The organism is Candidatus Aramenus sp. CH1, from assembly GCA_022678445.1.
In the GTDB taxonomy this organism is placed as follows: Archaea; Thermoproteota; Thermoprotei_A; order Sulfolobales; family Sulfolobaceae; genus Aramenus.
Genome location: JALBWU010000002.1, coordinates 95,714 through 117,614, shown reverse-complemented (window position 1 = coordinate 117,614; position 21,901 = coordinate 95,714). Strand labels below are relative to the sequence as shown.

Below are 21,901 nucleotides of genomic sequence, written 5' to 3'. Positions count from 1 at the left end.
TACTGCATAAAAACCTTTTCACCGGTGTCAGAACTCCCTAGGGCGATCGAGTCACTTCCTCCTTAGGAGGAACACAGATAGGACAACTACGACGGCGACTACTGCTATTGGTACATAGATAGGAACGCTGTGAATTGAGGTAGTAGCAGAGCCACTGCTTTCGGTGGTGGAGGAGGTTGGCCGGGGACCACTGGAAGTCGTGACTGGGATATGCGTATAGGTCGTAGAGGTCATGGTGGCGCTGGACGTAGTGAAGGTCGTGTTCGAAACTGTAGTGCTAGAGCTCACTTGGGAGGCGTTGGGTTGTGGTATGCTCCAGTTCACCAGCTTCGCGGTTATGGTAGCAGAGCCCAGAAAAGTGGAGACCTCGATGTACTCCTGCATGATTACGCCGTTGGAAGCGTTAACCCAGAGCGTTATGTTCCCTGTCCCCAAGGCCTCGCTCTTTACTAACGTGATCTTGTAGACGGGGAAGGTACCTTTGGAGGTGGTGTAATTACACGCAACCACAGTTGCCTCAGAGCCGTTTTCCTGGAAGTTGCCTGTCTTTAAGGACTCCAGCTCGCTAGAGGAGAGCATGGGGAAACCGTTACCCAGTCCAACGCTCTTATTGTAAGTCCCGTTATACATTTCCATCAAGAAGTAAGACGTTAGGTTAACGTTGTCCTTGCTCGCTAGCGAGTAAATACTCCCGTAACCAAAGGTACTAAACAGTAAAGTGAAGTTGGTGCCCCCTAAGACATGCTGGGTCACAACCCCAGTTCCCTGTTGACTTACAACTAATGCGTTGAGGGAAAAGGAGACCTGATAGGTCAGTTCCGATCCACTTGGTAGACCTGCAGAATGCCTCACTCCGAGGAGGGGGAGGGTGAGAAGTAATAGGAGAGTGAGGGAAAGGAGCCATCTCTTCACTGTAAACCCCCTTTTTCCCCGTCCCCCTTACAGTACTTCTCTATCCACTTGTATATCGTGGAGCGTGGGATGAGGAACTCCTTCGAGATCTCCCTGACTGGCACGCCCTGCAGGAAAAGGCTTAAGGCCTTTGACCTAACAGACTCAGGGTACTTGTGGAAAACTGCGTTCTCGACCCAGTACCTCCTGCAGGCCTTGCAGAAGTAAACTTGCTTGCCAGTCTTCAGCTTTCCGTACTTTATGACGTTAGATGACCCGCAGAACTTACATTTCATCTGGCATCTACTCTACATTCAATATGACCGATATAAAAACTTTTAATAACGTAGAAAACTGTATATTTTCAGATAACTAAAGACAATCAGAAATACTTTGGGAATTAAAAAGAAGTTGAATAAAAAGAAGAAAAACCTTATGCCTTTTACACTGCGAAGACTTGGATTAGGGCCTGGAGCAGGGTCTCTAGGAGTCCTAATATCGTATTTAGTAGTTGTTCTATTAGTTGTATTAGGAGACTGAGGCTACTTTCTGCCATGGTTTTTCCCATGATAGAAAAAATCGATATTTTCAATGTTTATATCTTATCTATTTACATAAAATTTAAATATAACATCGTTTTATATAACGTAATGTCTGGAAAACCAAGGAAGCGCGGAAATGTCTTTCTAAAAGCCCTTATTGTACTGTTGTTAGTGTCGAGTACGCTAGTCGTCTACTTAGCTCAAGCTGTATGGAGTAGGGAAATGTTCGAGGACGGGATCTTCGCCTCCTCCTCGGAGTTCCTGAGCGTTCCCGCCACCTCAAGTATGACTTACGACTGGGCGGTGGGAGGCTACTCCACGGTCACGGGGCTCTCAAATTACACTGCCCTATGGACAAGGGGGTTCTCCGGAGTGTCTGACGGAAACTACACGGTAGCGTACATGCTTAACGTCCCAGTCAACGTGTCTGGTTACCTAAACGTCAGCTTGGTGAGTCCATACTTCAACTACTTCATTCCTCCGCCAGTTACGCTACCCGTAAACTGGATGTGGATACAGGACGGCGCGGCCAACTTGGGTAACGGTACAGTGGTCCCAGACGTCAATGTGTGGTTTGTGCCAAACGCGCCAATCTATTACGGAGTAATCTACGTCATATACGGAGGGCTTACCCTAAGTGCGTCCTCCCCCATAAACGAGACCGTTTTCTACAGCAACGGGCAATGGGTAATACAGCTCAACGGGGTGACCATAGCTACCGTAAGCAATAACGGCGTCCAAATGAAAGTGAGCGGCGTCATGGTCGTGGCCACAGATGTCTTGGGGTTCGTATGGCCTTACACCCTGGTCAGCGGTGTCTCGCTCAGCATAGACAGCTTTTCTACTGAGACTAACAACGTTTTACCCTCAGCTGGAGTCGAGGTACACAGCGTTAATGCCACTGCGTTTACGATAGAGAACCCCCAGTTTGCGGCCCCGTTCTTCTTCCTAGCTGGAGACAAGGCGGTACAAGTTTACTACGCAAACTCCACTTCCTTAGCTACCGACTTCGGCTTCATGGCTGGGGCCATGCCTCCCCCCAGCGACGTCTACGGTGCATACTTAGGTGGACTAAACGTGATAGGCACTAAGCTTGGCATACAAGCCCTGGCGTCGCAACTACACGTATCTTCCTATCGGCTGATCCAGACCGCGAGAGAAGTTTTCTAAAGGAAAAAAGTTTTTTAAAACCTTCATACACACATATAATAACATGCAAAATATTATTGATAAACTAAAAGAAAAGGGGTACAGATCTAAAGAGATTAAGGTTAAGAGGGTTGAAATCCAGGGAGAAAGGCTAATCGAAATGAGACCATTTTACGCTATTGAAACCGAGTTAATGGGAAAGAAGGTGCTACTGTTCGTTGGTAAGTTAAAATTAAGAAAATAATAGCACGTTTAATGTAACTTTAATCTTTGTCAACTAATAGTATCAATTTATGATAAGATAAGTACGTAATAGTGAGCAATCTCCATAATATAAGGGCTTGAGAATAAGGCTATTCTTCTAACCCTCTTTCTTTAACATTATAGGCTTCCTGACCCAAAGACCTTAGCTTCTGTAACATTTCTTATTTCAAAGAGTAGGGTTGGTACAGCTGAGTTTTCCACTCCGAGAGAACACCGTTATGTATAAACTTAACGGCAAACTTTCGAGCTTTACGGCACAGCCAATTCTCCATAGTCTCTGTTTGCTTAGACTCCGCTAGCGACAAATTTTTATATTATTAGGGTTACCCTAAATATATGAGCGATCAGCAAGAGGTTCCAAGGCTCAAAAAGGGAGTAGTCGGGACGTTGGAGGCCCTAGGACAAGAGATAGCCGCAATGGCTCCAGCTTGCGACACAGTGGCGTTCATAACGTCAGCTGCTGCCGCCGCGTTCGTGCTGACGCCGTTGGCGTTCCTGCTGGCTATGGCAGTGATGTACCTTGAGGTCAACACCCTATACCACCTAGCCAAGAGACACGCTAGCGCTGGGGGCTACTATGGTTACGTGGCTACTGCCTTTGGCCCAAGGGCTGCAATGGTAGTTGGACTAATGTACCCGATGTACCAGATAGTGAGTACAGCAGCTATACCCATCTACGTGGGAGGGATAGTACTACCCGGCGTGCTCAACCACTTCTGGGGCATCTCCCTCCCTGGCTGGGTATGGATACCGCTTATTGTAGTGTTCATAATGGCGCCGATAGCGTTGGCGATGGTCGGCATAAGGCCCCAGATGAAGTACATTAGGTACGCGGCGCTCGCAGAAGTTGCCTTCTTGGCCGCGACTAGCTTGATAGTTATCCTGAAGGCCCCTGATAACACAATCAACGTCTTCAACCCGTTCGCGTGGAACCAAGTGTACGGTAGCCAGTTCGCCCCGTTGGGAGGGCCCCTGGCAGCGCTGGGCTTGGGCATGATATTTGGGATAACAAGCTTCATAGGCTATGGCGGTTCAGCGCCCCTAGGGGAAGAGGCGAAACACTCTAAGTCCATAAGGAAGGCACTGATGATGGGGGTGTTCATAGTCGGGGCAGTGCTGACCGAGGTAGCCTACGCGCTAACCGTGGGCTGGGGAGTGGACAACATGATGAGCTTCACCAACAGCGGTATTCCAGGGATAATAGTGTACACCGAGTACATGGGTATCGCTGGAGGGCTCCTGCTGGCTCTCTTTGCCTTCAACTCGGCGTTCTCCGACAGCGTCGCAATGCAGTCCAACGCAGGTAGGGTCTACTTTGCCATGGCTAGGGACGGGGTGCTCCCCAAGTTCTTTGCGTACGTGGACAGGAAGTTCGTCACGCCCACTAAGGCATTGGCGTTCGTCGGAGTGTCTTCCACCGTAATTGCGGTAATAGCGGGCTTCATAGCAGGCTACTTCTCTGGCGTAAGCCCAGTTCAGATGCTCAGCCTACCAGCGACTTCAACCCAAGTAATCAACGCCCTAGAGAATGCGTTCGGATTCTTGACCACAATGGCCCTAGTGGGGCTAGTGGTGACCCACGTGACCATGAACACCTCGGTGTCGGTGCTTTTCTACAGGCTAAAGGAGAGGGCACTTTGGACTGAACAAGGCGCCATCCACCTAATTCAGCACTACGCCTTCCCAACCGTAGCCACCGGCATATTCGCCTTCGTGCTGTACACCAGCGTGTGGCCTCCAGTCTTCCCGTACACGCAGGCAGTCATTGCCTCCACGGTGTACTTAGCCTTCACGATAGCCTACTCGCTGTGGACATGGAAGAAGAAGCCGGAAATAAGGAACAAGATAGGGAAGACTGTCAACATAGTTGAAGAGGAAAGGAGACAAGAAGTTAAGTAGTAAAAATGTTTCAAGGGAACCCGTTTTTCAATTAATCCCCCGCTTTTATCTCGTTCAGTTCTGGAGAGAAGGTTATATTATCCAAGCACCTCATTTACCGTGCTTTTGTGCTCGGAAAGATTTTTACCTACTCTCGTTAATCTTTCCACATGAAGATATCACTCAAGGAATTAAAGGAAATGTACAGACCAAAGCTTGTACCTTTGAACTGGGACGACCAGAGGAACGTTCTTGTCCTCCTGGATCAGTCAGCCTTGCCCTTTGAGAAGGCGTTCGTAGAGACCAGAACGCCAGAGGAAGTGGCTGACGCAATAAGGCAGATGAAGGTTAGGGGGGCGCCGGCGATAGGCATCACTGGGGCTTACGGTATGGTTACGGCATTACTCAACTCCTCTACCCTAGAGGAGGCACTTTCTTCCCTGTCGAGGGCCAAGGCGACCTTAGACAGGGCGAGACCCACTGCGGTCAACTTGAGCTGGGCCACTTCCCGCATGTTAAACGTAGCTAGGAATGCCGTTGAGAACGGGTTGGTCAAGAACGTAAGGGAACTCATGGACCTCATGAAGGCCGAGGCTAAGAAAATATACGACGAGGAGTACGAGGCAGAGTTGCAGATGGGACTCTACGGTCTGGAGAAGGTAAACGAGGGGGATACCATATTGACCCAGTGCAACGCAGGAGGTCTAGCTACTGGCACGGGTTTGGGCACCGCGCTAGCCCCCGTGAAGGTAGCTCACGCCCTAGGTATGAAGGTCTCGGTAATAGCCCCTGAGACCAGGCCGTGGCTCCAGGGTAGCAGACTCACTGTGTACGAACTGATGGCCGAGGGTATCCCGGTAACGCTGATCGCGGACACCGCGGTGGGCCTAGTCATGTACAAGGGGATGGTGAACAGCGTGATGGTGGGGGCGGACAGGATACTGGCCGACGGCCACGTATTCAACAAGATAGGTACATTCAAAGAGGCGGTCATAGCCCACGAACTGGGAATACCCTTCTATGCCCTTGCTCCCACCAGCACGTTCGACTTAAAGAGCAGGGTAGAGGATGTGGTAATAGAGGAAAGGGATCCAAACGAGGTCAGGACTGTGAGGGGAGTGCCAATAGCGCCAGAGGGGGTGAAAGTTTACAACCCGGTGTTTGACGTTACCCCTCCGAAGTACGTTACCGCCATAATAACGGAAAAGGGGATAATCTACTCGCCCTTCGACAAAAACGTCAGAAAGGTAGTGGAAAGGTAAAAAAGGTTTTTAGCTTCTCTTAGCTTCTCGCCACTACCATTAACGTCTTGAAAATCTCGTTGAAGTCTGCCTTCTCCAGTTCCACGAAAACCCCGTAGTTGCCCATGACGCACACGGCGTAGTCTCCTGCAGCCACTGCCCAGCCGTGGAACGGGGTCCACTTCATTCCGCTGAACTTAGTGAAGCCCTCTGCTTGCATCTTCCCCATTAGGCTGTTGGCGGCGCACATCATGGCAACCATCTCTGCCAATTCCTTGCTCAGTTGTCCCTTGTACTCCACTAGCTTCCCGTCTGCTGTGAACTCTCCTGCCGCTATAGCTCCCTTTAGTTGCATTAGGCGGTCTAGCTTGGACGCCATTTTAGGTCTAAGTATACCATATTATTTCGTTTATATAAAAATTATTAATAAAAAATATTCTTTTGCTAACTTCAATACTTAAATTATTATTATAATTTTCAAGGTATTCCAAGAGAACGTAAACTGTTATATAAACACGATAACCCCCGTTAAAGAAGGAGAAAATTTAAATAGCGTGACAGAACGCTACTTCCTTGATAATTAAGGAGTTAACATAAATGTTACCTATACCTTAGCTGGTCACTTGTACTTCGTCCTTCTTTTCGGCAAAGCCCGAGAAGAGTTCCTTTAGCTTCTCCTCTAGGATCAAGCTGTCCCCTTGCAAGATCCTCACCGCCTCCATTGTCGTGACCTCCACCTTCACGTTACCGAACGCGTTTAGGCTCTGGGAGTTGGTTATCACGAACTTCTTTGCGACCACGTACTCCTTCTTCTCGTGCTCTACCTTCTCCACCGACGACAACAGCTTCACCTCCTCGTCCTCTTCCTTGTCGTCGTTCATGAGCTTAACCATCCCCAAGTAGGCGAGGCTGTCCTTTAAGAAGAAGATGCCCACGGTAACGTACTTGCCCTTGACCTCCACCCTCTTACCCCTAGGGTGGACGTAGCTTATGCCGAGCTCGCTGGCCATTGAGCTGAGCGTCTCCCTGATCATCCTCTCGAGGTCCTTGGAGTCGCTCTCTGGGTTCTTCAGTGAGTGGGACTCCAACAGCTTCTTCTTATAGCAGGAGACGTCCTCCTTGCACTCCTCAGACAGCTTGTCAACTTGGGACTTCACAAACTGGAGCATGGAGCTCACGGTGTTCAGCTCCCTACCCTTCCACAATGAGAGGACTATAGGGAAGAGCTCTTCTGAGAGCTGGGGGCAGTAGGCGTCCACAATCTCCTTGATGTCCTGCTCCGTAAGGCTGTTGTCCAGGGATATCCTGCTCTCGTCCAACCTCCTCCTTATTGCCAAGTCGGTTACCCTGCTGTAGGCGTCTGTCGGGATTGCCATGATCACTGGGATTTCGAGCCCTGCGTTGATCAGCCTGTGTATCTTTGCTAGGTGGGACTCCCTTACCTCGTCTATGAAGAGCGAAAGTTCTGTGATCCCTCTCAAGTCTAAGAGGAGCTTTATCATGCCGTCGAAGTCCCTTGAGTAAGACATACAGTAGATCCTCAAGTCCCTGTCTGAGTACTTGTCGCAGGCCTTCTCGAGCCAGTCCTCGAACTTCACTCCCATTAGCCTCTTGAAGAAGGAGTAGCCGAGCTTCCCCTTCTTGGCCCTCAGCTTCTCGACCACCAGTGCCCTAAGCTGTGCTTTATCCACCTTGCTCCAAAACTCCTCCTCTATTTCGCCCTTACTGGACAAGTCTAGGAAGAAGGCAAGAGAACTCAAGGAGCTATAGGCCTTCCTCAAGATGGTGGTCTTCCCCATCCCGGGCTGGCCTATAGTGGACGCGATGTCCTTGTTCCTCACTGCCTCAAGCGTCTTCTGCAGGAACTGCCTATACGTAGGGCCGACGAGTATGACGTCGTTGCTGTTCCAAGTGGTCACGGTTACCTTAGGTATTTTGCAGATCATCTTGACCTCCTCCTCCTAACTATGCCGTACACCGAGCCCTTCCTGACGAAGCCCTCATCGCCTCCCGCAATGAGGTCGTAGTGCTCCTCTACGTGTTTACCCATCTTTGAGTAGAACTCCTCCTTTGAGAGCCCCATCTCGACCCTTATGGCGGAAAGGTGGGCGTAGCCCAAGTTGTCCTTGACCTTCTCGTAGATCTCGTCAAAGGCGCTCTCGCTAACCCTCTTCCTGTCAGAGTAGAGCTCTTGGAGCTTTCTCACCTCTTCCCGGAGTTGCTTTACCTCTGTCAACACCAGGTCTATCTTGTCGACCCCCTCCACGGGCTCGAAAGACTTCCCCCCACCCACTTCCACTTTCCTCAACTTACCCTCCCTTTCCAGCTTTTCCAATATCCACGTTACCTCTTCCCCGTCCACCTTGAGCTTCTTCTTAATCTTGGAATAAGGCACGGGCCTTCCGTTGTACAGCTCCTTTATCGCTGAAATCACTTGATCCTCTGTAAGCATGGTGAAGTAGCTTGGGGTGAAACCCTTTTTTACCTTTCTACTAATACTACTTGCGTGTCTAGATAGAGAAAAACGGGGAAAAATTATGCGGGCTTCGCGCTTAGCCTAACTAGCCAATAAATTGCTTTAATCACCCCTATTATGCTGTTCAAGTTAACGTTAGAGAAAGTCTTAGAGTACTCGCCCTTGGTCTCCTTCAGCGCCTTGAAGATCTCCTCGATATTAGAGAAGGTCTTGTTTATCATAGTAACCACAAGCCTCTTGACGAACTTGTTCCTTATCCCACCAGTGAGAATGGGCACGAGCTCCCTAGTAACCTTGAGGTTGTACTTCCACGAGATGTAGAGCAGGTCCCAGTAGTCCTCCGGGAGGGTCTCAGGCTTGGGATATGGGTTCTTCGCTATGTAGGTAGTAGATATTGGTATCACGGGCAACGGGAACACCCACGCAGTGAACTTGTGGTCTATTATGGACTGGACGAGGTCTATGCTTTGCTTCAAGTCCTCTTCAGTCTCCTCAGGGTAGCCTATTGTCATTGTGTAGCAGGGGTAGATGTAGTTATCGTTCATGATGCCAGTGGCGTCTATGATAACGTCCCTCCACTCCCTCGGAGTCCAAGGGAACGCCTTTGCAGACATGTACTTCTCCATGATCTTCACGCTCCCCGTCTCAAGTCCAACTACAGGGGCCGCAGCCCTGTCCACGTCATACCTCGCTATCTCAGACATTGCCCTCACGGTCTTGGGGCTTTCCCTCACTGCTGGGGCCGAGATATGGGGGAACCATATACCGTCCACCCCCATCCCCATTACCTCGGTAAAGAGCTTGACTATGGCGTCGTGATTGGTCCTAAGCTTCTGGGAACCGTAGAGCATGATGTCGTCGGTGATGAACTCGACCCTCCTTATCCCGCCCTTTAGATTAACCTCTACCTCCTTCTTGATCACGTCCAGTGGAATTGACCTAAACGTCTCCGGGGTTATGGAACAGAACTTACAACCCCTTGGGCACCCCCTAGTTATCTGCACTTCCCCCAGTCTGGCCGGGTTAACTATTGATGGGATTTGATCTGCTTTCGGGCTCTTCCCGTGAACTATCCTCGGCACTTCTTGGTTGTCTAACAAGGCTTTTACCACCTTCGGGAGCTCCAACTCAGCCTCGTTCAAGAAGAGGACGTCAATCCACTCCGGCTTTGCAAGGCTTAGCTCCCACGCCCCTGGCCCTCCTGCTATCACCTTAAAGCCATACCTTTGCTTTAGCCCCTTTACCTCTTCACCGAACTCCTGAAAGAACTTAGCTGTCCAGGTTGGTCCTCCTCCGAATAGGAAAGAGAGCTTTGCACTCACAGGGTTGAGGCCAAAGGGATCGTGAACAGTGAAGCCAACTACCCTCGTCTTCCCGGCGAAGGCGTGGAGCCTCTCTGGCGGGATCACGGCGACCTTGAACCCCGAATTTACCAACACTGCCTCGATCTTCCTCAAGGCGTACGGAGCGTAGATAGCCTTCCCCTCCTTGTCGGTCTTCACGGGAGGGGTGAAGAACTTGTCCATGAACACCCTTGGCACTAGTCTATAGGGCATACACGCCACGTAGCCTAGTACGCTAGAGCCGTTGTAGTCGGTGAACGATCCTCTATCTGCCGAGAGAATCGCGTCATACATTATAAGGTATCATAGATATATCTAAAAATAAAGGTTTCTTTCAAAAGGCGTTAAATGTTTCATATACGAACTTTTATAAAATCTATCCTACTGGCACATGACGATCGCGTCAATGGCTTGACCGTTAATTAGATGTATCCTCACCGTGTACGTCGTGCCGGGCGACAGGTTTGTCACGCCGCCAAAGTTTATTGTTATCACGTTATTGCCTTGGGAAAGGAAAGTGGGAGTTATAGAAGTGGTAGTTAAGCCAAAGTTGACGAGCTCTGCGTAAGACACGCTGACAGAATATGGACTGTACACCGTGACGGTGACAGCCCCATTACTCCTTATGACCCCAGTCCCAACTTGGTAGAAGCCTTGAGTAGGTTGGCCTTGGGGAGGCTGAGGAGGGAATGGCTGGAACTGGCCGGGCTGTTGAGGGTACACTTGGAGCGTATTTACCAAGTGGCCTAACTCGACGTACGCAAGTATCTCCCCTATAAACTGAACTATCCCTATCGGTATCGCCATCAGTATACCGGCAGCGCTGAGCGTTGAGTTATTGTAGCTCTTTCCCAAGTTGTAGAAGGCTATACCCAACAATATCATGCCTATAAAGTACATTATTACCCCCAGTATCAACACGACAAGCCCGATAGCTATTACGGTCAAAATAGCCCCTATCAGAGTCACGATCACTCCCGCTAGCAGTATAGAAGTGGCGCTTACACCTAGGCTCGTGTCCTTTCCGTAACTCAGTAACTCCTTGAAGCCTTCCCTGATGTTAACGTAACCTAGGAATATCAAAGCTAAGGAGATTAATCCTGCCAAAATAGGCACTACTACTGTGGAGTCCAAAACGAGCGCAAGAAATAACAAAAGTGGAACTATTATGAAGTAAAGTACGCCTTGTCTTAACCTCTGTAAAGCTCCTATCTCGCTAGAGCTAGACATACGACCAATGGGAAAAACGGGAAAATAAACTAATTCGAAAAATCAGAAGCACCTCACCAGAGAAACGCCTCTAGCTCCGGCTCCATGCCCATTAGCCTAAAGAGGACGTAACTGGGCTTTGGCACGTAATACGCCTCTTCTCCATGCTCGGGGTGGCTCAAGTAAACTGCTTGAGGGCCAAACATGATGACTCCAGCTAAGTTCACCTCAGCGTTAACTAGTACTCCCTTCAGCCTTATTAAGTGTGGGGTCGTGTAGTGTCCTAGCTTGATCGCAAGACCCTGCGTCCTCGACTTAACATAGTCCACGAAGTCCTCCCTTGTCACCTTCCTCCGCCTAAAGTTCTCAAGCGCCCCCTGGACGTCTATGAACCTTATGCACTTCTCACTCCTGTGGAAAACGCTCCTTTTCCTCTCGTAGACGTTCACTACCTCGAAGTCGAAGCGGGAAGTGAGCTCCTTCTCAACCTTTCTTAACAACCTCATTACTGCCCTCTCCTTCTCCTTTGGCAAGGTCGACCTTAAAACGTAGTCCATGAGCTCCACGTAGAGGGAGCCAAGCCTCTCCACCTCTGCGACTTCCTTGTTGTCCTTTAGCCTCTCCCTCACGTAAGAGTTAAAGAGGTCTGGAAAATTTGAAGGGGACAGGAAAGAAAGGACTTCCCTTTCGTCTTCAAATACCTCCCTTACTTCCATTACTAGGTCTCCCTGTAGTCTTATGCCTATTCCTCTGGTGAACTTGAAGTCCTCGTAGGCGTGGTAGTCAAAGCCCATACACCTCCTCAGCCTGGCCTTAGCCTCCTCTGGGAAACCATCGGGGATGTGACACCTTCTCCTCACAGGCATCACGAACAGTTTCCCGGTCGATGAGTCCTTTCCTAACACGAAGTTCACTGGGAAGAACTCGTCGAGTTCCCCTACCTCGTAGTATACGTATTCGTCTATCTTCCTAACGTTGGTCTTAAGTTTCTCGGCTATTAAGTACCTCACGTAGTGCTGGACGCTTAGAAAGTCGCCCTCTTTATACTCCATTCAATCTAGACCCCTAGGCCTTATTGAGGTTAGGTCCACCGTCCTCTCTTCTTCTACCCTTTCCTCTTTCTTCTCCTTTTCCTTCAGTAGGGCTTTTTGCATAATATTAAATCGTAGACTGTACTCTTAAATGTTTCTTTTTAAATTTTTTCATTCTTACGCCATTTAGTTAAAGCTTTTAGGTGAAATCTTTTTAGTGTATAACGCTATCGAATGTACAGTTATGGCAAGGGAATCATTTGCTTTCAAATGACATTTATTATTCCTTTCGGTCTAGAATAGATTTAAATATATTTACTTCCCTAAGTAAACTGTGAGCTCCCTAAAAGGATACCTATCTATCCTAGGAGTGGTCGTCGTCTGGGGGCTTTCGTTTCCCCTCTCGAAGTTAGCCCTCTACTTTATGTCGCCTTTTGTCCTTACTTTCATAAGGTTCTTAGTCGGAGGAGTGGTGTTGCTAGCTTACGCCAGGGGCATGGTAGTAGGGGTTAAGGAGGCGATTAACGCGATATTGAACATGGGCCTCTTCGTGATCCTTCTCAACATAGCCATAAACTTCTCCACCAACCCAGCACTAGCCTCTGTGCTGATATACACTCAACCAATTTTCGTCATAGTGCTCTTGAGGCTGATGCACGAGAGGTTGAGCTTGCTGCAAATCGTGGGGACGGTCATAGCTTTTGCGGGGATCTTCATCTCAGTGGACAGCACGAGCTTTAGCATAGGCTCTCTGGTAGCAGTAGTGGGGGCTATTATTTGGGCGATAGGTACCATATACTTTCGGAGGAACCTAATGAGGATCGACGTGATCAAGCTCAACGCGTTCAGCTCGCTTTTCTCCACGGTTTTTGTCGTCCCATTCCTCCCTGCGTCCTATTCGTTCTCCTTGAGTGGGTTGCCCTACGCCCTTCTAGTTGCGTTACTCGCTCAAGCGCTAGGGTTCATCTTCTGGTTCACGGCTGTGAAGAGCCTTGGTCCCTTGAACTCGTCAACGCTTGTCATTATGGTCCCCGTGGCAGCCTACTTGTTCTCGTTTGCGATACTTGACAACGTTCCCACCCCCATGGAGGTTCTAGGCTCAGGGCTAGCGTTAGCTGGAGTACTGCTCAGTCAGCTGGGAGGAAGGAGGGCAGTAAAGTGAAGCATAAAGGCTGCCCGCGTTTTTAGTCGTTGAGGTAGGTTCTCTACGAAGTTACGTTGCAAAGAAAGAGCGCTCCCGCTGACCTTTGGGCTTTTTCGGCATCCTTATCCCTTTACCATCTTAGAGAAGAAGACCGCCTGCTCAGAGCGATAGGACTCCTCCTTAAACCCTGCCGAGATGAAGTCCTTCCTCATGTTCCTAACTATTTCGGGCTCGACTAAGATAAACTTACCTCCCTTCTTCAATACCCTGTACACTTCCCTAGCGAGCTCCCTCCTGTTCTCCCTCTTAACGTTGTAGAAGTAGAGGACTGAGTAGACCATGTCCAACGACTCGTCCCTAAACGGCAAAGGGAAGAGGTTCCTAACTAGCTCCACTCCTTTAATGTAGGACTTCACGTCGTTAATGGTTATCTCCTCGTTCCAAGTGTCTACGCTCACGACTTCCCTTGCCTTACCGCTCCTCCTGATGATCTCGGACACTAGACAGTTGCCTCCTCCTATCTCTAAGACGAGCCTAGAGGACTCCACGTCCTTCAGCAACGACCTTGCGAAGTATATTTCCTCGTCAATAGTTACCCCCATACGCCTAAACGGCTTTACGTTCCAAGAGTTCAAACTGTCGAAAATGGAGGACATTGGTAATATTTGACAAATGGGGTTATTTAAATAACCAACCTAAAAAATTAGTCATAAACGTCTCCTCACAGAGACGTACGCCACCGCAACGACAACTAGTATTACCCAGACAATAAACGCTGGCAACTCTAGGTTTACTGGGGGAGAATAGGCGTCGAAGAAGTAGACGTAGTCCTCTCCAGCAATGGTGACGTAGATCTTACCGTTAAACGGGTAAATAAAAGACGGTTTGTTGCCCATAGGTACTGAGGACACGAAGGACCCTCCCCTGTACACTAACACGGAGTTGTTCTCCACGTCGGTCAAGTAGAGGTAACCGTTGTAGTATGCTACTCCAAAGATGCCTTCAGCGACCTTTTGGTAAGACACGTGGTCCCCTTGTATGGTCATAAGGTAGCCCGAGGCCACGCTGGTCACGTAGACCTCTCTACCCCCATACGCCATGGTCGTAGGGAAGTAGTCAAGGGGAACGGAATAAACGACGGAATAGTTGGCCGGGGAGATCGCCAGGACTTGCGGGCTTGGGAACTGGACCAAGACATACACCAACGAGTCGCTTGGGTCGTACGCCAAGTAAGTCGGTTGCCCGCCTACGCTTATGTTCTTTACGAGTGTAGTTCCCTTTATCACGGCAACTTGGTCGCTGAAGGTCTCTGTCGCGAACACTTCGCCGTACTGTGGCACGTAGACAAGGGCATAGGGAGTGGGTACGGTAACGTTGGAGACCACCTTAAAGGTGCTTGGGTCTATGACCGACACTTGTGACGAGAGAAAGTCGGCCACGTAGACGTAATTGCTGGAGGCTATGGCTATCGTTGGCCCTTTACCAACGCTTATATTTGTTACCGGTTGGTCGTTCTGTACCACTGTCACTGTGCTAGAATTGTAGTTTACTACAAAGAGTTCGTCGTTGTAAGACGTTATACTGACGGGGCCTAGACCCACGTGAATGGCTTGTGGTACAATGGATAGCACGAGTAGGAAAGCAAACAGGTTCATGACCTCTACTAGCATTACAAGGAAATTAATCTAATCGAAGGGAGAAGGAGACTACTTAGTCTTCACAACGACCTTTATGGGCTCCTTGAGGGACTTTAGGTCTCCCTTGGATTCCACTACGTCGCCCCCGTAGAACTTAAGTTCCACTACATTCTCTCCGTCTGAGAGGATGAGGAGGACGTGTGCATCGAGGCTTTTTGCTATGGCCTCCCCAATAACGTCCTCGACGTCCTTTGCCGATATCATCTTCACCTCTACGGTCTTCATCTGCAGGATCGACGGAAACTGGTTGTTCCCACTTACTACCACCTTGCTTTCTGTGGTTTTCTCGGGAGTCCTCGCTGACTCCATGTCCCTCTTGAAGATCTCTATTCCCCTTTTGTAAAAGGACTCCGTCTGCCTCTTGGCTATCCCCTCAAATGGCCCCTTGTAAAAGAAAATTAGTTTTACGACAGTCCTTCCCTTTGTAGGTAGTATTACGAACCTGAGGTAAGACTCTACCTTTATCATCCCCCCAGTCTTCTTGATAAGGTAAGTTATCTCGTCTCTAGTCATCTGCCTAATTACCTTTAGCTTTAGCGTAATGAGCCAAGATACCTTGAGCTCCCACTCATCTTCTCCGGTACGCTCGATACCCTTGAACGCGGGTACGTACTTCATCAAGTTTTCCGGCTCCAACAAGTACCCTTTGACGATATCAGGACCCTGCTCTACCTCAAAATCGTAGCTGACTTCCATAATTATAGATCTTTTTTAAGAAATTTAAATAAATCCAGTTGTACTTACTTGAGTTTAGAAAGCATCGGTCCAACGTTCTATGTTTAAATATTTGGAAAAAGCGCATCTCATTTCAAGGCATCGCTTAGCCGGCAAGAGGACATATAGGTGAGACACTAGTTGTCGATGACTAGATGGACACGTCCACGGGAATCCTGCTGACCCTCCTCTTTAGGAGGTCCTCGACAGCGCTTGTCACCGCAGCCGCTGCCACTCCCACTGGTATCTCCCCTATGCCCTTTGAGCCCAGGGGAGTATAGGGCGAGGGAGTAGGCACTATGTTCACCTCAAACTCCGGTACCTCAACTGCAGTGATCATGTTGTAGTCAGACAAGCTTGTAGTGAGTAGTTGGCCTCCCTCATATACGTACCTCTCGTACAGCGCCAAGGAAACTCCTATGTATGACCCTCCTATGACCTGCTCCTTTACCACCTCTTCGTCAAGGGGAGTGCCGGGGTCTATGTACACGATTAGCTTCACTGGCCTTATTAGACCAGTCTCGTCTACCTTCACAACTGCTATGTCGACAGCAAAGGGATATGCCAAGAACCTACCTTTTTTACCTTGGAGCGACACAACGTAAGTAGCCTCACCCTCTAGCTCGAGTATGTTTACCCTCTCCCCTTTCTTGGTAATGAAGTAACCATCCTCAAACTTCTCCGCTCCCAGCTCCCTCTTGAGCTTGCTTACCAGTTCCTCTGTCGCCCCCTTAATTGCGCCAGAGAGGAACACGCTCATCCTGCTCCCTCCAGGACCAAAGGAGGACACGCCCTCATTGCTCTCGGCAAGCTCCACGTCCACTTTTTCCACTGGTACGCCTAGGAACTTTGAGACAAGTAGCCTGGCCACGTGTTCGTTACCTTGCCCCTCAGGTCCGTAGCCTACCTTCACGACCAACTTGCCCTTCTTGAGCACTATCTTCACTCCCTCCTGTCCCGCAGGGGTACTTGGATCGGTGGAGACAGCTATCCCTACACCGTACCCTCTCTTCCTCAGCTCTAAGACGTCCTGCCTCGACAAAGCCAGCTTCAACAGCCCCTTTGGGTCGCCGGAGTCGTACATTGCGTAGGGCGCCTCGTAGGGGAAGGAGTCGACTAAGTTCTTCTCCCTGACCTCAGATCTGTCCGCCCTCAATTCGTCCGCTATTGCGTCCATTACCCTCTCAAGTGCCCACGTGTGGGGAGGTGTCCCTGCTCCCCTGAAAGCTCCTGCTGGGTTCTTATTTGTAGCTACTAAGGAGGCCTCGTACCTTATGTTCCTCACCTTGTATGGTCCCCCCAGTATACCTTCGGGCTTGTAAGCTTGCCCGTTGAACAGCGTCGCCCCTACGTCCTCCCACACCTTGAAGTCAAGCCCGGTGACCGTTCCGTCTGACTTAAAGTATGCCGTTACCTTGAACTTCCTCTCGGGCCCGGAGCTCTTTGACGCCATTAAGTGCTCCGTCCTCGTCTCTACCCACTTTATGGGCACATTGAACTTCTTCGACGCCAATCCAAGCGCTATTATGTAGTCTGCTACAGAGAACTTGGCCCCAAAGCTTCCCCCGTGCCTCACAGGGACCATGTTCACTTTCCCCAATACCTTGGAGATGAGCTGTCCTTGGAAATAGGGGGCTTGCACGTTGGATATCACCTTTAGCGAGTCGCCTTGAGGGTAGACTATCACGCCGTAGGTCTCGATGGGGTTACCGCTTGACCTGCTCCAGTAGAGCTCAAGCTCTATACTCCTGTCCTCTCTCGGCATCCTGCCGTACTCGTACAACCTGTTGTACACGACGTTTGAGCCCTTTTCCTCGAAAACCAAGGACTTCCCGGAGAGGGCCTCCTCTACGTTCGAGACCGGCTCTAAAGGTTCGTAGTCCACGTTCACTAGTTCAGCAAGGTCCGCGGCCTTGTAAGGGTCGTCTGCCAGGACCAGCGCTATAGGCTCCCCTTGAAACCTGACCTTCTTGAGGGCGAGGGGTAACACTGTTGCAGAGCCCTCATTTTCGGTAACCGAGCTCGATATTATCCTTACATCTTCCCCCGTTAGGACTAGCGCGCCCCGCTTCACAGCGTCTGACGGGTCTACCCTTATCCTAGCGTGAGGATAGGTACTCCTGACGAACGCTGCGTGATATCCAGAGAAGGGAAGGTCGTCCACGAAGTTGCCCTTGCCTTTAATTACTCCCTCTAGGTCAGACCTCTTCACGGTTGATAATTGACGCAGTAGCTAAAAAAGTTGGGTGAGGTTTTTTATGGACCCGTCCTAATGAGTAATGTGAAAGCTCTAATCGTAGCTGTTGTCAGCAAGTTACCTCCGGGTAACAAGATACCGTTCCACCCAGTGGACGAGAGGGGAAACAGCCTCGACGTCGTCATCAAGGAGAGTGCCTCCTTCCTCTCTGAGGAGGACTTCCTGAAGGACGAGAAGTTCGAGGTGTCAAAGGTAGTGTTCCAGTCGTCTACGCTCTCCTTCACGCTTAGGGATCCACCTCCAGACTACGCGTCGCTTGAGGCACAGCTCAAGGAAAAGGCAAAGGAGTTTTTTGGAGACACGAGGTCTTTCGTGCTACCCAGTTCTGGGGTATTCGTATCTAACGGCGTAATTCACGACCACAGGGAGGGCATAAGCAACTACGAGCTTTTCCTCTACCTCAACCTCTACAAGACGCTCATAGAGGAGGTGCCAGACCTAGTCGTGCTCGACGTTTCCCTAGCGTCCAGCATTGAGTCCTTGGCCTCCTCTAGGGCCACAGAGCTCGCAGTTTACGACTTTGCGTCCACCACGAAGAAGGAGGTGGAGGTGATGCAGGTTGCGTCCCCACCGTGCTTTGCAGAGAACGAGGAGGTGAAGCTCTACGCCACTAAAAGGGAGGTTGTGAGGAAAGTGGACCTAGCAGGCTTCTTCACACAAGAGATAAAGCTAGTAAAGCAGGCAGGAGAGAAGGGGATAAACGCGACTGGCAAGTCGGACATCTACGGGGTAGGGAAGGCGATCCAGTACGGCTTACCCCTGGCCCTCCTGTACTTGGTAAGGGAGGCAAAGCTGGAGAACTTCGTCAAAGAGGAGGAGCTGGAGAGGAAGATTAAGGAGTCCATAAAGGTGAACAAGAGCGAGAAGCTATACCTAGTGGAGGCAGGACTAGAGGCGCACGAGAACTCCATCTACTACTACATGGGGTACCACTTCATCCAGAACTACAGGAAGCTAGCTGAGGGGGAGGAGTTCGACGTAGACAGAATCCTTGAGGTGTCGGAGCTGATGGGCGAGGGCAGGAGGGTCGTAATAAACGCCGAACTGGAGAGGATAAAGGAGCTCGCTAGCCTTCTCGAGAAAGAGACAGAGGTATCCCTAGATTACCTGCTCAAGCTGGGCGAGATGAAGGTCTCGGACTGGCTGAGGAAAAGGGAGGTAGAGGAGGAGACAGAGTGCGAGTTCGACAAAGTCAGGATGGTCTCCCACGCGGGGTTCGAGAGGAGGTCTACCGTGGTTAAGGTGAAGGAGAGGAAGATCCTGCTGAAGTACAGGAAGGAGTGCGTGGAAGAAATAATAAACGGAATAAAGAACTTAGATAAGGAGGAATCGTAAAGGGGTGGAAAACACGATAGTTGACCTCACTGTCCCAATAGAGGGAGGGATGAGTGTCTACCCAGGGGATCCAGAAGTAAAGGTGGAGAGGCTTGAGAACCAGGGGTACTACGTGAGCAGACTCACGCTGAGCTCCCACGCTGGCACCCACGTTGACGTCCCGGCCCATGTGTTTAAGGATGGAAAGACGTTGGATCAGATTCCCGTGGAACTGTTCTCCGGTAGGGCTTACGTGGTTAGGCTAGAGGAGCTCGACTCCATAAACGTAGACGTTGACGTGTTGTTGATCTACACTGGTGGGAGGGAGCTCAGCTTGGAGCAGGCGAAGAAGGTGAAGAGCAGGGTGATAGGGGTGGACTCCATGAGCGTTGGCTCCATGGAAGTGCACAAGGAGCTCCTGTCAAGGGGAGTGATAGTAGAAAACTTGGCAAACTTGGACAAGCTCCTCAATAAGTACGTCGACTTCCTTTGTTTCCCCCTGTTGATTAAGGGAGGGGACGGGGGCCCCGCTAGGGCTGTGGCAGTAGTGAAGTAAAAGAGGTCAAGAAAAATTGAAGTCTCCCTCAAGTTAACTGGAAAACGCGCCGTCAATTACTTGACCTTCTCGATTTTCTCCACCTTCCCTACCCTTAAGTACAACACCTTGTTGCACGCCTCCTTTAGCATGGGGTCGTGGGACGCGAACACCACAGCCCAAGGATACGCCTCTATCAGACCCTTGACCACCTCAGAGTTCCTCGAGTCCAAGTTGGACGTGGGCTCGTCGAGCAGGAGTAGCCTTGCCCCAGAGGAGAACGCTAACGCTATCTTGAACAGCCTCGTCTGTCCAGAGCTAAGCTGGTAAGGCTTCTTGTCCATAGGTAGATTAAACGTCTTTAACAGATCCATCAGGAGGTCATCCTTGAAGCCCCTGAGGGACTTAATGAACTCCAAGTTGTCCCTTAACTTGAGGTTCTCTAGGAACACTAAGTGCTCCTCCAGCATGTACATCTCGTCCCTTCTCATCTCGACACTCGGATTCTTCCCAAAGACATTAACGTAGCCCTTATCTGGAATGAGAACACCGTAAATTAGGTAAAGCAAGGTAGTCTTCCCAGAGCCGTTGGGCCCCTGAATAAGTACCTTTTCGCCCTCGCTCACGTTTAGGTCTACCTCAAGCGTGAAGTTCTTAAATGACTTTACTGCATTCATTTCCACAACGTCACTCAATGCTCCTCACCTTCAAGAACTTCTGCTGGTCACTGTAGGCTGAGGATACGGTGTAGTAATCTATCAGCAGGGAAGAGAAGACTACCCCAACTAGGCCCAAGATCAGGGGATAGGCTGTGTATAGTGGGTACCAATAGAATTCAAAAAGGTAGTAGCTCCCCAAGTACATCACTAAGGGTATTATGCCGACTACTAAGAAAGGCAACATTAGCATTTTAAACGCCTTCCTCGTACTGATTCCGTTGAGCAAACTCAACGCCAAGACGTTGGAGAACTTCCCCCTTACCCTGAACACTAGGAGCAACGAAAGTAACACGTAGACGACCTCGGCCACCATAGAGGCTTTAAGTATACTAGAACCTACTAGGTAACGCGCTAAAGTGATAAACCAAGAACCATCCAGTTAATGGGAGGCCCTCGTAATAATGGGAAGACAGGAAGGCTCTAAACTCTTGCAACGCGGTCTGGTTGTAGTAGAGTGCGACATTCATAAGGTTAATGGCCATCTCGGTCAAGTTACTTAGTGGGATTATCGCAAAACCCTCTGCAGCGAAAAAGGAGTTGTACAGAACTCCCACGACTTTCATAGGGACAGTTGCGTTGCCAACATACACGTTTACCTCATCCCCAAGGCTAAGGCCTTGCTTCTGCATTACTTCCTCGACCAAGTAAACCCCGTACTCTGGATAGCTCCCTTGTGCCACGGCCTTTGAAATAGGGAGAAGCTGCCTAGCTACGCTCAAGTTGCTTACTGCCACGGCCTCCACTGTGGCTCCCCCATGCCTTGTTGCCACGTAGACGCTCCCGAAGGGAGCCAAGGCATTCTTCCCAAAGAGGTGCTCTAGCTCTTCCACGACTTGGCCGTCATATTGTGAAAGACCTGGTGCTATTTCCACGGCATATATATTAGGGTTTCCTGAAGAAACCGTTTGAATTAACGATGAAAGGAAGGTAAAGGTCAAGAAGGTGTTAAGGACGAACAAAAACAGAACAAAGACTATTAAAAAAATGGTTAGATCCCTTGCTGTGCCCCTTGTTAAGAGCTGTCTAATTACGAACTTCTGCATTTTTAGAACCTCTATGATGTTATACATATTGCACTATAGGCGTAAGTCTGCCCATCAACAGGGGAGAGCCACCATGGAGTTATATTAAGAGTCAGCATCCCTGCTATACCGTAATCATACTGTCCTATTAGTGCAGTGTTAATGGGTATAGGTTGTTCGATAGCGTAGCCTATAGTAGTTTGGTAAGGTACTAACGCGACAACGCATAGGTACTGTGCACCCCAGTATACCTGCCCCTGCCACGTTACGAGTTGAACAGGAACAGGAGGTATGCCACCCTCAGTACCTATGATGGTAAAACTAGGCATTTCCACGCCGTTAACTGTGTAGTTAGTCAAAACTGCAAAGTTTACTGACGCAACTGGGAAAATATCTGGGTATACGGTAATGGTGCCCTCACCTTAGGCATAACTACCTATACTCACGGTAAGGCTACTCCAATTAAAAGTTGGTC

General features: G+C 49.7%; 22 protein-coding genes. 7 read left to right on the top strand and 15 right to left on the bottom strand.

All coding sequences use genetic code 11. The annotated features are described in order from the left end of the window. Positions 1 to 51: 51 nt before the first annotated feature. Together MPF33_02255 and MPF33_02250 are read right to left on the bottom strand one after the other, a co-directional pair. Entirely contained in the window at positions 52 to 912 is an 861-nt protein-coding gene (locus tag MPF33_02255) for a hypothetical protein (protein ID MCI2414068.1), read from the bottom strand. Next, positions 909 to 1,187 carry a helix-turn-helix domain-containing protein gene (locus tag MPF33_02250; protein MCI2414067.1) on the bottom strand — a complete coding sequence of 93 codons (279 nt, stop codon included), beginning with the start codon at positions 1,185 to 1,187 and terminating at the stop codon, positions 909 to 911. Before MPF33_02250 ends, MPF33_02255 begins: the two co-directional genes overlap by 4 nt. Before the next feature lie 417 nt (positions 1,188 to 1,604). On the opposite strand from MPF33_02250, the gene MPF33_02245 reads away from it, so the two are divergent. From MPF33_02245 to MPF33_02230, 4 genes are all read left to right on the top strand, one after another. Further along, positions 1,605 to 2,603 carry a hypothetical protein gene (locus tag MPF33_02245; GenBank protein MCI2414066.1) on the top strand — a complete coding sequence of 333 codons (999 nt, stop codon included), beginning with the start codon at positions 1,605 to 1,607 and terminating at the stop codon, positions 2,601 to 2,603. Positions 2,604 to 2,646: 43 nt separating this feature from the next. Continuing rightward, a complete protein-coding gene (locus tag MPF33_02240; protein ID MCI2414065.1) occupies positions 2,647 to 2,826 on the top strand; it encodes a hypothetical protein in 180 nt (59 codons plus the stop codon). 356 nt (positions 2,827 to 3,182) lie between these two features. After that, a complete protein-coding gene (locus MPF33_02235) occupies positions 3,183 to 4,745 on the top strand; it encodes an APC family permease (GenBank protein MCI2414064.1) in 1,563 nt (520 codons plus the stop codon). A gap of 149 nt (positions 4,746 to 4,894) precedes the next feature. After that, positions 4,895 to 5,986, top strand: a complete 1,092-nt coding sequence (locus MPF33_02230) for an S-methyl-5-thioribose-1-phosphate isomerase (GenBank protein ID MCI2414063.1) — start codon at positions 4,895 to 4,897, stop codon at positions 5,984 to 5,986. 19 nt (positions 5,987 to 6,005) lie between these two features. Here MPF33_02230 and MPF33_02225 read toward each other — a convergent pair whose 3' ends face one another. The 6 genes from MPF33_02225 to MPF33_02200 form a co-directional block, all read right to left on the bottom strand. Continuing rightward, on the bottom strand, positions 6,006 to 6,344 hold the full coding sequence (locus MPF33_02225) for a DUF2173 family protein (protein ID MCI2414062.1): 339 nt from the start codon (positions 6,342 to 6,344) through the stop codon (positions 6,006 to 6,008). A gap of 232 nt (positions 6,345 to 6,576) precedes the next feature. Then, positions 6,577 to 7,911 carry an ATP-binding protein gene (locus MPF33_02220; protein ID MCI2414061.1) on the bottom strand — a complete coding sequence of 445 codons (1,335 nt, stop codon included), beginning with the start codon at positions 7,909 to 7,911 and terminating at the stop codon, positions 6,577 to 6,579. After that, positions 7,908 to 8,417 (bottom strand): hypothetical protein, encoded by a 510-nt coding sequence (locus MPF33_02215; GenBank protein MCI2414060.1) that lies wholly within the window; start codon positions 8,415 to 8,417, stop codon positions 7,908 to 7,910. The genes MPF33_02220 and MPF33_02215 overlap by 4 nt, the downstream gene beginning before the upstream one ends. Positions 8,418 to 8,500: 83 nt before the next feature. Further along, on the bottom strand, positions 8,501 to 10,078 hold the full coding sequence (locus MPF33_02210; GenBank protein ID MCI2414059.1) for a B12-binding domain-containing radical SAM protein: 1,578 nt from the start codon (positions 10,076 to 10,078) through the stop codon (positions 8,501 to 8,503). Between the two features lie 87 nt (positions 10,079 to 10,165). Next, complete coding sequence (locus MPF33_02205; GenBank protein MCI2414058.1) at positions 10,166 to 11,014, bottom strand: DUF973 family protein; 849 nt, start codon at positions 11,012 to 11,014, stop codon at positions 10,166 to 10,168. 53 nt (positions 11,015 to 11,067) lie between these two features. Then, a complete protein-coding gene (locus tag MPF33_02200) occupies positions 11,068 to 12,045 on the bottom strand; it encodes a hypothetical protein (protein ID MCI2414057.1) in 978 nt (325 codons plus the stop codon). A gap of 313 nt (positions 12,046 to 12,358) precedes the next feature. Between MPF33_02200 and MPF33_02195 the strand changes: the two genes are divergently transcribed. Beyond that, a complete protein-coding gene (locus tag MPF33_02195) occupies positions 12,359 to 13,186 on the top strand; it encodes a DMT family transporter (protein MCI2414056.1) in 828 nt (275 codons plus the stop codon). Between the two features lie 104 nt (positions 13,187 to 13,290). On the opposite strand, the gene MPF33_02190 is transcribed toward MPF33_02195, so the two are convergent. The 4 genes from MPF33_02190 to MPF33_02175 all read right to left on the bottom strand — a co-directional run bounded on the left by MPF33_02190 (position 13,291) and on the right by MPF33_02175 (position 17,791). Continuing rightward, complete coding sequence (locus tag MPF33_02190) at positions 13,291 to 13,824, bottom strand: class I SAM-dependent methyltransferase (GenBank protein ID MCI2414055.1); 534 nt, start codon at positions 13,822 to 13,824, stop codon at positions 13,291 to 13,293. A 51-nt stretch (positions 13,825 to 13,875) separates the two neighbouring features. Further along, positions 13,876 to 14,823 carry a hypothetical protein gene (locus MPF33_02185; GenBank protein ID MCI2414054.1) on the bottom strand — a complete coding sequence of 316 codons (948 nt, stop codon included), beginning with the start codon at positions 14,821 to 14,823 and terminating at the stop codon, positions 13,876 to 13,878. 51 nt (positions 14,824 to 14,874) lie between these two features. Next, positions 14,875 to 15,561, bottom strand: coding sequence for an SRPBCC family protein (locus tag MPF33_02180; GenBank protein MCI2414053.1), 687 nt, complete (start codon positions 15,559 to 15,561; stop codon positions 14,875 to 14,877). A gap of 169 nt (positions 15,562 to 15,730) precedes the next feature. After that, a complete protein-coding gene (locus tag MPF33_02175) occupies positions 15,731 to 17,791 on the bottom strand; it encodes a xanthine dehydrogenase family protein molybdopterin-binding subunit (protein MCI2414052.1) in 2,061 nt (686 codons plus the stop codon). 69 nt (positions 17,792 to 17,860) lie between these two features. On the opposite strand from MPF33_02175, the gene MPF33_02170 reads away from it, so the two are divergent. Both MPF33_02170 and MPF33_02165 read left to right on the top strand, forming a co-directional pair. After that, complete coding sequence (locus MPF33_02170; GenBank protein ID MCI2414051.1) at positions 17,861 to 19,171, top strand: hypothetical protein; 1,311 nt, start codon at positions 17,861 to 17,863, stop codon at positions 19,169 to 19,171. 4 nt (positions 19,172 to 19,175) lie between these two features. Next, positions 19,176 to 19,706 (top strand): cyclase family protein, encoded by a 531-nt coding sequence (locus tag MPF33_02165; protein ID MCI2414050.1) that lies wholly within the window; start codon positions 19,176 to 19,178, stop codon positions 19,704 to 19,706. A gap of 56 nt (positions 19,707 to 19,762) precedes the next feature. On the opposite strand, the gene MPF33_02160 is transcribed toward MPF33_02165, so the two are convergent. The 3 genes from MPF33_02160 to MPF33_02150 are packed head-to-tail and all read right to left on the bottom strand — an operon-like array spanning position 19,763 to position 21,276. Then, entirely contained in the window at positions 19,763 to 20,380 is a 618-nt protein-coding gene (locus MPF33_02160) for an ATP-binding cassette domain-containing protein (protein MCI2414049.1), read from the bottom strand. Beyond that, positions 20,373 to 20,717 (bottom strand): hypothetical protein, encoded by a 345-nt coding sequence (locus tag MPF33_02155; protein MCI2414048.1) that lies wholly within the window; start codon positions 20,715 to 20,717, stop codon positions 20,373 to 20,375. The genes MPF33_02160 and MPF33_02155 overlap by 8 nt, the downstream gene beginning before the upstream one ends. 16 nt (positions 20,718 to 20,733) lie before the next feature. Beyond that, positions 20,734 to 21,276: a hypothetical protein gene (locus tag MPF33_02150; GenBank protein ID MCI2414047.1), complete on the bottom strand. Its 543-nt coding sequence runs from the start codon at positions 21,274 to 21,276 to the stop codon at positions 20,734 to 20,736. Positions 21,277 to 21,901: the final 625 nt, after the last annotated feature.